This is a genomic window from Lentzea sp. CC55 (assembly GCF_021056325.1).
GTDB classification, from domain to species: Bacteria; Actinomycetota; Actinomycetes; order Mycobacteriales; family Pseudonocardiaceae; genus Lentzea; species Lentzea jiangxiensis.
Window position 1 is genome coordinate 301,038 of sequence record NZ_JAJCXE010000019.1, and the last position, 14,601, is coordinate 315,638.

Consider the following 14,601-nt stretch of genomic DNA (forward strand, 5'->3'; position numbering starts at 1 on the left):
CTGATGTCCTGACCAGGTGTTTCGCGGTAATGTGCTGGTCACGGGCGGTGACTTCCTCCGGTCACCGCCATCCCTGCCGATGGAGGTTGTATTCGTGCTGCGCACAATCTTGTCAGTCGTGTCGGCGTTCGCGCTGATCAGCGGCGTTCCCGCCGTGGCGGCGCCGGCTGAGAGCGCTTACCTGCTGCAGTTCCGCGACACCCTGTCCGATGCCCAGCGCCACCAGCTCGAAGGCCTCGGGGTGCGGCTCGGCGCGTTCGTCCAGGACGGCACCTACCTCGCCCGCATGACGACCACCGCCCGTGTCGCCCGGTTGAGCTACGTGCGGGAGGTGACGCCGTTCCAGGCCCAGCCGCGGATCATGGCCCTGAACGGGTCGTCGGACTACCTGATCACCCTGGTCGAGCAGGACGAGCGCGACCAGAGGGCCGTCGCCGACAGGGTGAAGTCGCTGGGCGGCAAGGTGAACTCCATCTCCGCCAGCCGCGAGCACCTCATGGCGACGCTCGACGCGGGCCAGGCCGCGGAACTCGCGAAGCACCCCGCCGTGATCGCGATCGACCCCGTGTCGGCACCGCAGACGGACATGGCGATCTCACGGGAGTCCTCCGGCGCCAACTACGTCGAGAGCGTGGGTGGCTACCGGGGCAGGGGCGTGCGGGGCGAGGTGATGGACGGCGGCCTGCGCACCACGCACCAGGAGTTCCGCGCGCGTCCGCCGCTGATGCACACCGGCAACTCCACGAGCACCTCGCACGGCACGTCGACGTACGGGCAGATCTTCGCGTCCGGCGTCTCGTCCGCGCACCGCGGCCTGCTGCCCGAGGCGCAGGGCATCTTCGCGATCTACGGCTCCGGTGACCGCTACGCCCACACCCAGCAGCTCGTCGACCCGGCCGGCCAGTACCGCGCGGTGTTCCAGAGCAACAGCTGGGGCGACGCGCTGACCACGTCGTACAACTCGATCTCGCAGCAGATGGACCGGATCGTGTTCGACCACGACATCCTGATCTGCCAGTCGCAGAGCAACGCGGGCACCCGCAGCTCGCGCCCGCAGGCGTGGGCGAAGAACGTGCTGTCGGTCGGCGGCCACTACCACTACAACACCGCCTCGCGGACCGACGACAAGTGGAACGGCGGAGCGTCGATCGGCCCCGCCGCGGACGGCCGCATCAAGCCGGAGCTGTCGAACTTCTACGACCGCATCGACACCACGACCTCCACCAGCGACACCGCCTACACCACGTCGTTCGGCGGCACCTCCGGCGCCACGCCGATCACCTGCGGCAACGCCGGTCTGCTGTTCCAGATGTGGGCCGACGGCGTGTTCGACGGCGGCCCCGGCAAGGGCCGCGACGTCTTCGCCGCGCGCCCGCACGCCGCGACCGCCAAGGCGCTGCTGATCAACACCGCGGACCAGCACGCGTTCTCCGGCACCACGCACGACCAGACCCGCACGCACCAGGGCTGGGGCACCGCGTCCGTCCGCAACCTCTACGACCGCGCCAAGGCGGGCGGCTGGAAGCTGCCGGTGCTCGTGAACGAGACCGACCTCGTCACCACCGGCCAGACGCGCAAGTACACGGTGACGTCCAACGGCCAGACGCCGCTGCGCGCCACGCTCGCCTACACCGACCCGGCCGGCTCGCCGACCGCGGCCAAGGCGACCGTCAACGACCTGACGCTCAAGGTCACCGCCCCGAACGGCACCGTCTACTGGGGCAACAACGGCCTGCTGGCCGGCAACTGGTCCACGTCCGGCGGCTCCGCGAACACCGTCGACACCGTGGAGAACGTGCTGGTCCAGACGGCCGCGGCGGGCACGTGGACCGTCGAGGTCATCGCGACCGCGGTCAACGTGGACGGTCACGTGGAGACGGCGGCGACGGACGCGGACTACGCGCTCGTCGTGTCGTAGTCGCAGCTCCGTCCACAGGGAACGGTGGCGGCCTCGGCCGCCACCGTCTCCCGTCGCACGACCGTCCCCCCGCTACTCGAAGCGGTCCGGGTCGCCCGCGCCGTAGCGGATGATCTCGGCCTCACCGCTCGAGAAGTCCACCACCGTGGTGGGCGTGGTGCCGCACTCCCCGGAGTCGATCACCGCGTCCACCACGTGGTCGAGGCGTTCCTTGATCTCCCAGCCCTGCACGAGCGGCTCCGCCTCGTCCGGCAGCAGCAGCGTCGACGTGAGCAGCGGCTCGCCCATCGCCTCGAGCAGCGCCCGCGTCACGGGGTGGTCGGGGATGCGCGCGCCCACCGTCTTCTTCTTCGGGTGCATCATGCGGCGCGGCACCTCCTTCGTCGCGGGCAGGATGAACGTGTAGTTGCCGGGCGTGGAGGCCTTGACCGCGCGGAACACGGCGTTGTCCACCACCACGAACTGGCCGAGCTGCGCGAAGTTCTCGCACATCAGCGTGAAGTGGTGCTTGTCGTCGAGCTTGCGGATCTCCCGGATGCGGTCGATGCCGTCCTTGTTGCCCAGGCGGCAGCCGAGCGCGTAGCAGGAGTCCGTCGGGTACGCGATCAGGCCGTCCTCCTGCAGGATCCGCACGGCCTGGTCGATGGCGCGCTTCTGCGGGTTGACCGGGTGGACGTCCAGGTACTTGGCCATGCGGGGCAGGATATGCCGATCAAGGTTTGAGCAGCACTTTGACCATGCCGTCGTTCTTCTTCTGGAACGTCTCGTACGCCTTCGGGGCGTCCTCGAGCGGCAGGCGGTGCGTCGCGAAGTCGTCCACGCCCAGCGGGTCGTCGTCGGTGAGCAGGGGCAGGATCTCCGGCACCCAGCGCCACACGTTCGCCTGGCCCATGCGCAGCTGGATCTGCTTGTCGAACATGGTCAGCATCGGCATCGGGTCCGCCATGCCGCCGTAGACGCCCACGATCGAGATCGTGCCGCCGCGGCGCACCATGTCGATCGCGCTGTAGAGGGCCCTGAGGCGGTCGATGCCGGCCTCCTTCATGAACCGCTGCGCCACCGCGTCCGGCAGCAGGCCCGTGAGCTGCTGCGCCATCTTGGCCGCGGGCGCGCCGTGGGCCTCCATGCCGACCGCGTCGATCACGGCGTCGGGTCCGCGGCCCTTCGTGAGGTCGCGGACGACCTCGGTGAGGCGCTTGCCGGCGCCGCGCAGGTCGACGGTCTCGATGCCGCGGGCCTTCGCGCGGGCCAGGCGCTCCGGGACGAGGTCGATGCCGATGACGCGCGCGTCGCGGTGCCGCGCGACCCGGCAGGCCATGTCGCCGATCGGACCGAGACCGAGGACGGCGACCGTCGACCCGGGGCGGACGTCCGCGTACTCGACCGCCTGCCACGCCGTGGGCAGCACGTCGCTGAGGTAGACGAACCTGTCGTCCGGCGGGCCCTCCGGCACCTTGATCGGCAGCGTGTTGCCGAACGGGACGCGCAGGTACTCCGCCTGCCCGCCGGGGACCTGGCCGTAGAGCTTCGTGTAGCCGAACAGCGCGGCCCCCGAGCCGTGCTCGCGCACCTGCGTCGTCTCGCACTGGCTCTGCAGGCCGTCCGTGCACATCGCGCACGTGTTGCAGGAGACGTTGAACGGGATGACCACCCGGTCGCCGGGCTTGACGTCGGTGACCTGCGGCCCGACCTCCTCGACGATGCCCATCGGCTCGTGCCCGAGGATGTCGCCCTCGGTCAGGAACGGGCCGAGGACCTCGTAGAGGTGCAGGTCCGACCCGCAGATGCCGCTGGACGTGATCTTCACGATGACGTCCTCGGGCTCCTTGAGGATCGGGTCGGGCACGCTGTCGACCCGGACGTCTCGTTTGCCGTGCCAAGTGACTGCCTTCATGCCCAGTGGCTTTCCCCGGCGGTCGGCATTGATAACCTGGGAGGACTTTCTTTCCCCGGTTTTGGAGACCTTCAGCGATGCTCGACCGTGCCGTCGTCGACGCCCTGTTCCCCTCGGACCTGCCCGAGCCGTCCCACTGGGAGGAGCAGTACCCACCCCGCGGCCTGGGCGACGGCGCGAAGGTCACCCGCCTGGGCCCGTCGCCGACCGGGTTCCTGCACATCGGCGGCCTGTACGTCGGCATGATCGACCGCGACGTCGCGTCCCACTCCGGTGGCTCGTACATCGTGCGCGTCGAGGACACCGACCAGGCGCGTGAGGTCGAGGGCGCCGTCGAGCAGTTCACCAGGGCGTTCGCCTACTTCGGCATCGAGCCCGACGAGGCCGACGCCGTGGGCGCGTACGGCCCGTACCACCAGTCGCAGCGCGAGCAGATCTACCTGACGTACGTGCGCGAACTGCTCCGCGAGGACAAGGCGTACCTCTGCTTCGCGACGAAGGACGAGCTCGCGGACATCACCGCCCGCCAGCAGGCCACGAAGCTCCCCACCGGCTACTACGGCCGCTGGGCGATCTGGCGCGACAAGACGGCCGAGGACGTCGCCGAGGCGCTCGAGGCGGGCCGTCCGTACGTCGTCCGCTTCCGCTCGCCGGGCAAGGCGGGGGAGCGCACGAGGTTCACCGACGCGATCCGCGGCGAGCTGGAGCACGAGGCCAACCGCAACGACGTCGTCATCCTCAAGGCGTCCGACCAGTCGCCGCGCCTGCCCACGTACCACTTCGCGCACGCCGTCGACGACCACCTGATGCGCGTGAACCTGGTGATCCGCGGCGAGGAGTGGATCTCCTCGGTCCCGACCCACCTGCAGCTCTTCGACGCCCTGGGCTTCGAGCGCGTCGAGTACGCCCACATCGCGCCGCTGATGAAGCAGCAGGGCGGCTCCCGCCGCAAGCTCTCGAAGCGCAAGGACCCCGAGGCCTCCGTCGAGTTCTTCATCGAGGCGGGCTTCCCGGCCGAGGCCGTGCGGTACTACATGCGCGGCCTGGTGAACGCCCGCCTGGCCGAGCTCCCGCTGGCCGAGGCCCTGCAGGCCCCGATCTCGCTCGCCGAGTGCGGCGTGGCCGGCCCCCTGGTCGACCTCGTGAAGCTCGACGACATCTGCGCCGACTACGTGGCCACGCTCTCCGGCGAGGAGATCATCTCCCGCGTCTCGGAGTGGGCGCGGACCTACGACCCGGAGCTCGTGACGGTCCTCGAGACCGAGCGCGACGCCGCCCTCGCCGCCCTGCGGGTGGAGCGGGGCCCGGAGGTCGCGAACCCGCGCAAGGACCTCCGCAAGTGGTCCGACTTCCGCACGGCCTACGGCTTCTTCTTCCCGTCGCTCTTCCCGCTGGTCTCCGACCGCGCGGACGAGCGCCTCGGTGGCCTGTCCCCGGAGCTGATCGCCGCTTTCGCCTCCGACTTCGCCGACGGCTACGCCGACCTCGAGGACGGCCAGGAGTGGTTCGGCCAGATCCGCGAACTCGCCACCAAGCACGGCTTCGCGCCGAACCCCAAGGAGTACAAGAAGAACCCGGACGCCTACCCGGGCTCCATCCGCGAGGCCGCACAGCTGATCCGCGTCGCCCTGACGGGCTCGAAGGCCAGCCCGGACCTGCACGCCGTGGCCCGCACCCTCGGCACCGACGAGGTCCTGCGCCGAGTCCGCGCCCTCGCGGGCTGACCACCTCCTCGACGGCCCCCGGCTCCCCACGGAGCCGGGGGCCGTCGTTCATCCGCGACGTCTTCTCATCGGGCACGCATGTTTCCCGCCGTGGCGAAGGAAACCCCGGACGACGTCCGCATCGGCGAAACCCGGGACGGACATATGGCCGTCCGCCGAACCGACGAGCCGGTCCTGCCCGAGCCCGTCCGATCACGCGGCTCTGACCTGCGGCCGACTCCTCCGCTGGCCGACCCGCCAGCCGCACACGTGCCCGCCCACCCCATTCCTCAGCCAGCCACCAAAACCGCACACGACCGAACAATCCCGATGAGGGAACTTCCTCCTGAACGGTTCCGGAACAAAGTCGTGAGAGCGTTCCCATTGACGTGGACGCAACACGCCGTTGAGGATCGGCGGCATGCAATGGAGAAGCACTCTCGCCGCAGTGCTGGGGCTGACGCTCGCCGCCAGCGCGACCTCGGCCGCCGTCGCGCAGGAAGCGCAGCGGCACGGACCGAAGCAGACGGTCATCGGGCAGCCCAAGACCGAGCACGGGTGCGCCCGCATCGAGAAGTCCCTGCCCACGCTGAAGGACTGGCCGAAGGTCGAGAGCCAGCTCAAGGGCGACCGCAAGGACGAGGCCCGCATCAAGGCGATCCTCGAGGACATGACGCTGGCCGAGAAGATCGGCCAGATGACGCAGCCCGAGATCGCCGCGATCACGGCGGAGGACGTCAAGACCTACGGGTTCGGCTCCGTGCTCAACGGTGGCGGCAGCTTCCCCGGCGGCAACAAGCGCGCCACGCCGCAGGACTGGCTCGCGCTGGCCGACGCCTACTTCGAGGCCTCGAAGCAGTCGCGCACCAAGATCCCCGTCATCTGGGGCATCGACGCGGTGCACGGCAACAACAACGTCTTCGGCTCGACGGTGTTCCCGCACAACATCGGTCTCGGTGCGGCGCACGACCCCTGCCTGGTCCGCGACATCAGCGCCGCGACCGCCGAGCAGATCCGGGCCACGGGCCAGGACTGGGCGTTCGCGCCGACGCTCGCGGTCGTCGAGGACGACCGGTGGGGCCGCACCTACGAGGGCTTCTCCGAGGACCCGCGGATCACCCGCGCCTACGGCTACGAGGCCGTCAAGGGCCTGCAGGACAACGCGAAGAAGCGCATCGGCGAGGACGGCGTGATCGCCACCGCCAAGCACTTCCTCGGTGACGGCGGCACGCTCGGCGGCAAGGACCAGGGCGTCAACCCGTCCAGCGAGCAGAAGATGATCAACGTGCACGGCCAGGGCTACTACGGTGCCCTCGCCGCCGGTGCGCAGACGGTGATGATCTCGTTCAACAGCTGGACGAACGACGTCATCAACGAGGGCAAGGTGCACGGCAGCAAGTACGTGCAGACCGGCATCCTCAAGGAGAAGATGGGCTTCGACGGCCTGCTCGTCTCCGACTGGAACGGCATCGGCCAGGTCACCGGCTGCACCAACTCCAGCTGTGCGCAGGCCATCAACGCCGGCATGGACATCATCATGGTGCCGAACGACTGGAAGGCGTTCATCAGCAACACGATCGCCCAGGTCGAGGCCGGCGAGATCTCGATGGCCCGCATCGACGACGCCGTCACCCGCATCCTGCGCGTCAAGCTGCGCGCCGGTGTGTTCGAGGCCCCGAAGCCCTCGCTGCGCGAGCACGCGGGTGAGCAGAAGGCGCTGCTGCACAAGGAACTGGCCCGCGAGGCCGTGCGCGAGTCCGCCGTGCTGCTGAAGAACGACAAGCGCGTGCTGCCGCTGTCCAAGCGCAGCAAGGTCCTCGTGGTCGGCAAGAGCGCCGACAACATCTCGAACCAGACGGGTGGCTGGACGCTGTCCTGGCAGGGCACCGGCAACACCAACGCCGACTTCCCGAACGCCACCAGCATCCTCAAGGGCATCCAGGACACCCTGGGCGCCGCCAACGTGACGTTCGCCGAGACCGCGGACGGGGTCGACCCGGCGCAGTTCGACGCCGTCATCGCCGTCATCGGTGAGACGCCGTACGCGGAGGGCGTGGGCGACCTCGGCAAGCGGTCGTTCGAGGCCGCCCGCCTGCACCCGCAGGACCTCGCCGTGCTCGACAAGGTCTCGGGCAAGGGCAAGCCGGTCATCACCGTCTACGTCGGTGGCCGCGCGCTCTACATGAACAAGGAGCTCAACCGCTCCGACGCGTTCGTGGCCGCCTGGCTGCCGGGCACCGAGGGCCAGGGCATCGCGGACCTGCTGATCAAGGGCCGCCACAACGGCTTCAGCGGCAAGCTGTCCTACTCGTGGCCGGGCGAGGCCTGCCCGGCGCTGCCCGGTGAGCCCGCCAAGAAGCCGCTGTTCCAGCTCGGCTACGGCCTGCGCGACTGGCAGACCGGCAACGTCGGCACGCTCGACGAGACCAGCCCCGGCGCCCTGTGTTCCGGTGGCGGCGGCGGCACGGCGACCGACGACCTGGAGATCTTCAACCGCACGGACGTCGCGCCGTACCAGAGCATGATCGGTTCGGCGGAGAACTGGGGCGGCACCGCGGTCGGCCCCGACGGCCAGGCCTCGCACGCCGAGATCAACGTCGTGCAGTCCGACGTCAACGTCCAGCAGGACGCGCTCAAGACGACGTGGACCGGCACCGGCCCCGCCCAGATGTACCTGCAGAGCCCCGCGCCCAGCGACCTGCGCGGCTACGGCAACGCCAACGCGGCCATCCAGTTCGACGTGATCGTGCACCAGGCCCCGGCCAACCGCACGGTCATCAGCGCGCACTGCGTGTACCCGTGCCTGGCGGAGATCGACGCCACGCAGGCGTTCCGCAACCTGCCGATCGGGCAGAAGGCGACCGTCAAGGTGCCGGTCTCCTGCTTCACCGACAAGGGGCTCGACCTGGAGCTGGTCAACACGCCGTTCCTCGTCTACACGGACGGCGCGTTCCAGGCCTCGTTCGCGAACGTGAGGTGGGTGCCCAAGGCGGGCGCCGACCCGGACGTCGTTCCCTGCACGTAAAGCACCACCGTGACGAGCCCCGCCGGCACCCGCCGGCGGGGCTCGTTCTCATCCGGGGGTCCCGGCAGGCGCACGCCGGACTTCCGGTGGTGCGCGACCGGGTGCGTCCGCCACCCGGCCGGGGACGGCCGGGAACCGGTCCTAGCCGGCGACGTCGAGGTCCACGGGCTCGCCCCTGATGGCGGTCACCGCACCGCCCGTCGCAGCGGCGAGCCAGGCCTCGAAACCGTCCGGGTCCTTCGTGAGGACGGTGAAGGTGACGTCATGGCCGTAGTCCGTGCCGGCGACGTGGTACCCGGCCGCGCGCAACGCGTTCTCCAGCTTCCCCGCCTGATCGTGCTCCGCGGCGAGAAGGACGGTCTCGTGCCGTTCGCGGGTGAGTGTGCCCAACGAGTCGATGGCCTCCGACACGGCCCGTCCGTAGGCCCTGACCAGGCCACCGGCGCCCAGCTTGATCCCGCCGTAGTAGCGGGTGACGACGACCGCGGTGTCGACCAGGTCGCGCCGCGTCAGCACCTCCAGCATCGGCACACCGGCGGTCCCGGCGGGTTCGCCGTCGTCGGACGAGCGCTGCGTGTCCGCCGTCCGGAACGCCGTGCAGTTGTGCGTGGCCTGCCAGTGCTCCTTGCGCACGCGGGCGAAGAACTCCGAGGCCTCCGCGTCGGAGGTGACGCGGGCGACGTGGCACAGGAACCGCGACCGCTGGATCTCGATCTCGTGCGTGCCGTCCCGCCTGATCACCTTCACGACTCGATTGTCCGCCGCCTCTCCGCCTCGCCGAACAGGGCGTCCAGCTCGGCGGGCGGCACCTCCTCGAGCTGCTCGTACGTGCAGTCGGCGGGTTCCTTGTCGGGGCGGAACCGCACCAGGCGCGCCGTGTGCCGGAACCGTCCGCCCTGCACGTGCTCGTACCGCACCTCGGCGACCCGGCTCGGCTCCACCAGCACGACCTGAAGCTGCTTGTCGGGGTTCCAGCGGCTGTTCATGCCGGGCCCCTCGTACGTCGCCCACGTGCTCCACGGGTGCTCGGAGGGGTTGAGCAGCGGTGCGAGCTCCTCGACCAGCTCCCGCCGCCGGGCCGCGGTGAAGCTGCTGGCCACCCCCACGTTGTGCAGCTCGCCGTCGCGGTAGAGCCCGAGCACCAGCGACCCGACCGACTCGCCGTCCTTGTGCAGCCGGTAGCCCGCGACCACGCAGTCGGCCGTCCGCTCGTGCTTCACCTTGAACATCACGCGCTTGTCGGGCTCGTAGACGCCGTCCAGGGCCTTGACCACCACCCCGTCGAACCCGGCGCCCTCGAACCGCGTGAACCAGTCCCGCGCCACCTCCGGGTCCGCCGTGGACGGTGTCAGGTAGAAGCCCGGGACCTCCGTGACGGCGTCCTCGAGCATCCTGCGGCGTTCGGCGAGCGGGAGCCCGCTCACGTCGGCGTCGCCCAGGGCCAGCAGGTCGAACGCCACGAAGCTCGCCGGCGTCTCCACCGACAGCTTCCGGACGCGCGAGGCCGCGGGGTGCAGCCGCAGCTGCAGCGTGTCGAACGACAGCCCGGACGGCGTGACCAGCACGATCTCGCCGTCGACCACGCACCGCGGCGGCAGCGCCCGCTCGAGCAGCTCGACGAGCTCGGGGAAGTAGCGGGTGAGCGGTTTGTCGTTGCGCGAGCCCAGCTCGACCTCGTCACCGTCGCGGAACACGATGCAGCGGAAGCCGTCCCACTTGGGCTCGTAGGCGAGGCCGTCCCCGCGCGGCAGCTCGGGCACGGACTTCGCGAGCATCGGCTTCACCGGCGGCATCACGGGCAGGTCCACGGAGGGACCATAAGCTCAGCGCAGGGACACCGCGAGCTTTTCGAGCTCCCGCACGTCCGCGTCCATGCCGTCGTCCTCGGGGATCGCGAGCGCGATGGGCCGCCGCAGGGTCACCGCACCCGTGCGGCGCGCCTCCAGCCCGGCCCGCAGCCGTTCGGACAACGGCAGCTCCTCCGGCGTCTCGGCGACGTACGGGCTGATCCGCACCAGGCCGTCGCGGCACTCGACCACGCGCCGGTAGTAGCGCCGGTGCACGCCCCGCAGCGAGAACGCGTCCCGCCGCGACGGCACGCGGTGCAGGGCGTCCTCGGGGAACGACTCGTGCAGCAGCCTCCACAGTGGAGCCAGGCGGTGGTAGGCGCGCAGGTGGCGCAGCCACAGCCTCGTGGCGGCGATCCGCATCGCGACGATCGGGTAGATGACGCCGACGACGCAGAACAGCACGCCCGGCAGCAGGAACCACACCGCGGTGGTCAGCAGCCAGCGGGGGAGCGGCTCGCCGAAGTAGCGGGAGACGTTCGACGCCACGAAGATCGCGTCGGCGGGCACCAGCAGCGCGAGGCCGGTCGAGGTGATCAGCAGGCCCCGGCGCAGCCTCGGCTCGGCGCCGCGGGCGTAGCGCCGCGACCACACGAACATCGTGGCGAAGCCGTAGAGCAGGAACCCGTTGCCCAGCGCGTAAAACACCGTGATCGCGAGGACGCCGGTCGGCCCGCCGCCGAGCGAGTTCGGCACGCGGGCCGCCGCCACGCGCAGCTCGTCCGGGATCGCGAGCACCGCCCACGTCATCACGCTGACGCACAGCGCCAACGGCACGAGCTGCAGCAACGCCTGGCGCTTCGCCCTCGCGTCGTCGAGCGCGGAGAAGATGAAGAAGCAGATCAGGCCGTACACGCCGATCTGCAGCATCGAGTGCTGGACGAGCTGGCAGACCATCGGGTCGAGGCCGAGGAACCACCGCCCGTTCGCCGCGGCCCGCCCGAACGGGTAGCCGACGGCCCAGCCGGCGACCAGACCCGTCACCGACCGCAGCCGGGGGTCGCGCGGCCGGCGGACCAGCAGGTACAGCGTCACCGCCAGCGCGGAGAACGCGACGATGCCCTGGGTCTCCTTCAGGTACTCCACGTCAGAGCCACCCCAGCCGGTCGGCGAGCGAGGACGACATGCGCCGGGCGGGGCCCTCCGAGGCCCGCGGCGCCACCTTGTCGAGCACCGACGCCCACTCCAGGATGATCGTCGCCACCGTCTCGGCTTCGCGTTCGTGCTCGGAGTCGTAGGAGGTGCGCCGCAACGCCCTGCGCACCGCGTCCGGCGCGAGGTCCGGGTAGAGGCCCGTGAGCAGGTCGTCGTCCTGCTCGTCGCTCGTGTGACCGGCCAGCAGGTGCCCCAGCTCGTGCAGGATGATGTGGTTCTGGTGCGCCTTCGACGTCTCCTGCTGGTACAGGATGTAGTCGGCCTTGGCGGTGGCGATCCACACGCCGTAGGGGCCGGGCACCGGGATCGGGTGCGCGATCAGCCGGATCGGCTTGCCGCGCTGGTCACCGACCCGGCGGCAGAGCTCCGAGACGTCGAGCGGCGGCTGGATGTCGAGTTCGTTCAGCAGGCGGCGGCACCGCCTGCGCAGATCGCGTTCTGGCACGGGTCATCCCTCGCCGCGTTCGGCCTGTTCCTGTCGGTAGACGACGTCGAGCAGCTCCATGACGAGGCGGCGGCGGTCCGGCGACAGCTCGCCCGCCCGCATCGCCATGAGCTGTGCGTCGCTGCCCGAGGTGAGTTCGTTCAGACGCGACTGCTCGTCCTGCAACGACTTCAGCTGCTCGTCGACGCGGTCGGTGACCTCGTCGTCGAAGAAGTAGCTCACGGGCACACCGAAGAAGCCTGCCAGTGCCTGCAGGTGCTTGAACGTCGGGTTGTCCTTCTTGCCCTTGCGCAGCTGCCAGATGTAGCTCTGGGAGATGGTGACGCCGGTGCCGGCGATCGCGGCCGCGACCTGCTCGTTGCTGTACTCCTGGCCGGAGCGGGCGGTGTGGCGTGCGAAGAGGTGGTTGAGCCTGTCCGCCAGGGACCGTTCCCCCGCCATCGCCTGGCCCTCCGTCGCGCTTGCCGTGGTCTCCACCCAAGAAAAATGAAGACCTGGGATGTGGATTTTCGCCAGTTGAAACTCCGCTCTTGCCCAACATAGACTCCCACCCGTGCCTGTCTCAACTGCGGAGGGTGTCCGCGCGAGCGGGCACGGTCATGGCAGTCCACCCGCTCACCAGGCCGCGGAGGGTTCGGGACATGGCACTGGCTGAACGACAGGAAGCCTTCCACCGGGCCGTGGTCGACGTCGTCTACGAGACCATGGACCAGCTCGCCCGGACGGAGTCGCCCCACGAGGTCTTCGAACTGCGCGAGCGCCTCCGTGACGCGCTGCCGTGGTGGCGGGGCCTGCTGCGGGTGCACGAGCCGAACGAGCGGCACCGGTGCAAGTCGTGCCGTGCCTGGTACGGGCGCCACCGGGCGTGGCCGTGCCCGGTGTGGCGGGACGCGGTGCAGGCGCTGCACCAGCTCAACGACATGTACGGCTTCCTGGGCGCGTCCGACCCGGCCTCCTTCACCGGGAGACCGGGCGAACGCGTGGTCGTGACCGGGCCTCAGGCCAGCCGGAACGACTGAGCCGCCGACCCGTCGCAGGTCGCCTGGACCAGCTGCACGCCGTCGGCGCCGCTCGGCGGGGCGGAGAGGCACTTGCCGGAGTGGCGTGCCGTCAGCGTCGAGTGGCCGTCGGCACCCGTGGTGATCCGCCACTGCTGGTTGGCGCCGCCGACGTGGTCCCACAGGTGGACGCCGGCACCGTCCGCGGTGGACACGTCGCTCACGTCGAGCACCTTGGCCGGGTTGTTGCGGTACTCGAGCCGGGAGTAGCCGTCGCTCGTCGCCACCGCGCGGAAGTTCTGCGCCGTGGTGCCGTTGCAGGTGTACTGCTGGACGACCGTGCCGTTGCCGGTGCCCGCCGCCCGCGCGTCGACGCACTTGCCGTTGCCGCGGTTGGTGGCGGTCTTCCACCCGTCCTGCGGCGGCGGGGTGCCGCCGCCCAGCCAGAGCAGGCTGTCGACCAGGAAGTCGTTCTGCGCGGGACTCGCGAACGTCGACGACTTCGGCACGTTGCCGACGTAGTCCATCGCGTTGTGGCCGAAGTTCGCGTAGATCATCTTGAAGTTCCGGTTGGCCCACATGATCGGGTAGTAGCCGCCGCGCCACTGCTGGTCCGGGTCGGTCCCCAGGGGGAAGCTCGACGGGTCGACGCTCGCCAGGACCTGGATGTCCGGGTTCGTGCGCAGGTCACGCGACCAGCTGTACCACTCGCTGACCGACGAGGTGAAGCGCTCCGGCAGGCGCAGGGTCGAGGGGTGCGTCCGGTTCTCCACCTTCAGCACCGCGGTGGTCGGTTCCCAGGTGTTGCCGACGAAGTTCCCCTTGCCCAGCAGGGTGTTGTGGTACCAGGACCACTCGTTCGCGTTCTGCGTGAACGCGCTTACGTGGAAGCCGAAGAACGCGCCGCCCTGCTCCATGTACCGCTGGAACCCGGCGCGCGCGGAGGCTCCGGTGGGCGCGTCGTCGAGGAAGACGACGACCTGCGCCTGGGCCGGGGTGAGGGTGCTCAGGCGGTTCCAGTCCCGCGTCGCCTCGTAGGTGAAGCCGTTCTCCTGACCGGCACGGGTGAGCCACGGGTTCGCCTCGTTCACGAACGCGACGTGCGCCGCGTCGAACGTGCCGTTGTAGAACGCCAGCACCTTGAACGGGGCCGCCTGGGCCGGTGCCGGGACGAGTGCCGCGGCGATCATCGCCAGTGACACCAACAGTTTTCGAGCCATTCACGCACACCTTCGTCTCGCGGGTTGCGCGCCCGGAGATCAGCGTAGGGAAGGTCTGGAACTGTTGGGGACCGGGACGTTCACAGAACCCTTCTACGCCACGACATGATTCCGCCGAGCACGACGAGACCGCCCAGCGCGGCGACCACGGCCGGGAGACCGAGGCGCGTCGCGTTCGAGGGAGGCTGTCCTGCGCTCGACGCGACCGGAACGGGTTCCGGGACGCTCGACCCCGGTGCGGACGGCGTGGGGGACGCGCTCACCGGGGCTCCGGTCGCCGGTGCGGACTGGGCCGCGGGAGCGGGCGCCACCCGTGCCGCCGGTGCGGCGACCTCGACGTCCGTGCACGAGTAGTAGGTGTCGGGCGTGTCCGTGTTCTGCCAGACCGTGTAGATC

General features: G+C 70.1%; 12 protein-coding genes and 1 pseudogene. 4 read left to right on the top strand and 9 right to left on the bottom strand.

Going from position 1 to position 14,601, the window contains the following annotated elements; translation table 11 throughout:
• Positions 1 to 94 precede the first annotated feature (94 nt).
• The gene (locus L6E10_RS13100; RefSeq protein ID WP_236219781.1) at positions 95 to 1,918 is read left to right on the top strand and encodes a S8 family serine peptidase; all 1,824 of its coding nucleotides are present in this window, start codon (positions 95 to 97) and stop codon (positions 1,916 to 1,918) included.
• Between the two features lie 72 nt (positions 1,919 to 1,990).
• Here the strand turns inward: L6E10_RS13100 and L6E10_RS13105 are convergent, their stop codons facing one another.
• Together L6E10_RS13105 and L6E10_RS13110 are read right to left on the bottom strand one after the other, a co-directional pair.
• The gene (locus tag L6E10_RS13105) at positions 1,991 to 2,611 is read right to left on the bottom strand and encodes an L-threonylcarbamoyladenylate synthase (RefSeq protein ID WP_236219782.1); all 621 of its coding nucleotides are present in this window, start codon (positions 2,609 to 2,611) and stop codon (positions 1,991 to 1,993) included.
• Between the two features lie 19 nt (positions 2,612 to 2,630).
• Positions 2,631 to 3,812 (bottom strand): zinc-dependent alcohol dehydrogenase, encoded by a 1,182-nt coding sequence (locus tag L6E10_RS13110; protein WP_236219783.1) that lies wholly within the window; start codon positions 3,810 to 3,812, stop codon positions 2,631 to 2,633.
• Positions 3,813 to 3,889: 77 nt separating this feature from the next.
• Between L6E10_RS13110 and L6E10_RS13115 the strand changes: the two genes are divergently transcribed.
• Both L6E10_RS13115 and L6E10_RS13120 read left to right on the top strand, forming a co-directional pair.
• Complete coding sequence (locus L6E10_RS13115; RefSeq protein WP_236219784.1) at positions 3,890 to 5,536, top strand: glutamate--tRNA ligase; 1,647 nt, start codon at positions 3,890 to 3,892, stop codon at positions 5,534 to 5,536.
• 400 nt (positions 5,537 to 5,936) lie between these two features.
• Positions 5,937 to 8,540, top strand: coding sequence for an exo 1,3/1,4-beta-D-glucan glucohydrolase (locus L6E10_RS13120; protein WP_236219785.1), 2,604 nt, complete (start codon positions 5,937 to 5,939; stop codon positions 8,538 to 8,540).
• A gap of 141 nt (positions 8,541 to 8,681) precedes the next feature.
• Here the strand turns inward: L6E10_RS13120 and L6E10_RS13125 are convergent, their stop codons facing one another.
• Genes L6E10_RS13125 through L6E10_RS13145 form a run of 5 tightly spaced genes read right to left on the bottom strand, consistent with a single transcriptional unit; the run spans position 8,682 to position 12,464 of the window.
• Positions 8,682 to 9,287, bottom strand: coding sequence for a YigZ family protein (locus L6E10_RS13125; protein ID WP_236219786.1), 606 nt, complete (start codon positions 9,285 to 9,287; stop codon positions 8,682 to 8,684).
• Positions 9,284 to 10,348, bottom strand: a complete 1,065-nt coding sequence (locus L6E10_RS13130; protein ID WP_236219787.1) for an ATP-dependent DNA ligase — start codon at positions 10,346 to 10,348, stop codon at positions 9,284 to 9,286. The genes L6E10_RS13125 and L6E10_RS13130 overlap by 4 nt, the downstream gene beginning before the upstream one ends.
• Positions 10,349 to 10,363: 15 nt before the next feature.
• On the bottom strand, positions 10,364 to 11,473 hold the full coding sequence (locus tag L6E10_RS13135) for an MAB_1171c family putative transporter (protein ID WP_236219788.1): 1,110 nt from the start codon (positions 11,471 to 11,473) through the stop codon (positions 10,364 to 10,366).
• A 1-nt stretch (position 11,474) separates the two neighbouring features.
• On the bottom strand, positions 11,475 to 11,987 hold the full coding sequence (locus tag L6E10_RS13140; protein WP_236219789.1) for an ImmA/IrrE family metallo-endopeptidase: 513 nt from the start codon (positions 11,985 to 11,987) through the stop codon (positions 11,475 to 11,477).
• A gap of 3 nt (positions 11,988 to 11,990) precedes the next feature.
• On the bottom strand, positions 11,991 to 12,464 hold the full coding sequence (locus L6E10_RS13145) for a helix-turn-helix domain-containing protein (RefSeq protein WP_236219790.1): 474 nt from the start codon (positions 12,462 to 12,464) through the stop codon (positions 11,991 to 11,993).
• A gap of 164 nt (positions 12,465 to 12,628) precedes the next feature.
• Here L6E10_RS13145 and L6E10_RS13150 point away from each other — a divergent pair, with 164 nt between their 5' ends.
• A complete protein-coding gene (locus L6E10_RS13150; RefSeq protein ID WP_236219791.1) occupies positions 12,629 to 13,006 on the top strand; it encodes a hypothetical protein in 378 nt (125 codons plus the stop codon).
• Here the strand turns inward: L6E10_RS13150 and L6E10_RS13155 are convergent.
• Positions 12,985 to 14,205 (bottom strand): ThuA domain-containing protein, encoded by a 1,221-nt coding sequence (locus L6E10_RS13155; RefSeq protein ID WP_236219792.1) that lies wholly within the window; start codon positions 14,203 to 14,205, stop codon positions 12,985 to 12,987. The two genes, L6E10_RS13150 and L6E10_RS13155, sit on opposite strands and share 22 nt — an antisense overlap.
• An 80-nt stretch (positions 14,206 to 14,285) precedes the next feature.
• Positions 14,286 to 14,601: pseudogene (locus L6E10_RS13160) on the bottom strand (lytic polysaccharide monooxygenase); the annotation flags it as partial.

Excerpts from the sequence above, each read along its gene's own strand:
- L6E10_RS13120 (WP_236219785.1), top strand. The coding sequence starts at position 5,937 with ATGCAATGGAGAAGCACTCTCGCCGCAGTGCTGGGGCTGACGCTCGCC.
- L6E10_RS13115 (WP_236219784.1), top strand. The coding sequence starts at position 3,890 with ATGCTCGACCGTGCCGTCGTCGACGCCCTGTTCCCCTCGGACCTGCCC.
- L6E10_RS13105 (WP_236219782.1), bottom strand. The coding sequence starts at position 2,611 with ATGGCCAAGTACCTGGACGTCCACCCGGTCAACCCGCAGAAGCGCGCC.
- L6E10_RS13155 (WP_236219792.1), bottom strand. The coding sequence starts at position 14,205 with ATGGCTCGAAAACTGTTGGTGTCACTGGCGATGATCGCCGCGGCACTC.
- L6E10_RS13110 (WP_236219783.1), bottom strand. The coding sequence starts at position 3,812 with ATGAAGGCAGTCACTTGGCACGGCAAACGAGACGTCCGGGTCGACAGC.
- L6E10_RS13150 (WP_236219791.1), top strand. The coding sequence starts at position 12,629 with ATGGCACTGGCTGAACGACAGGAAGCCTTCCACCGGGCCGTGGTCGAC.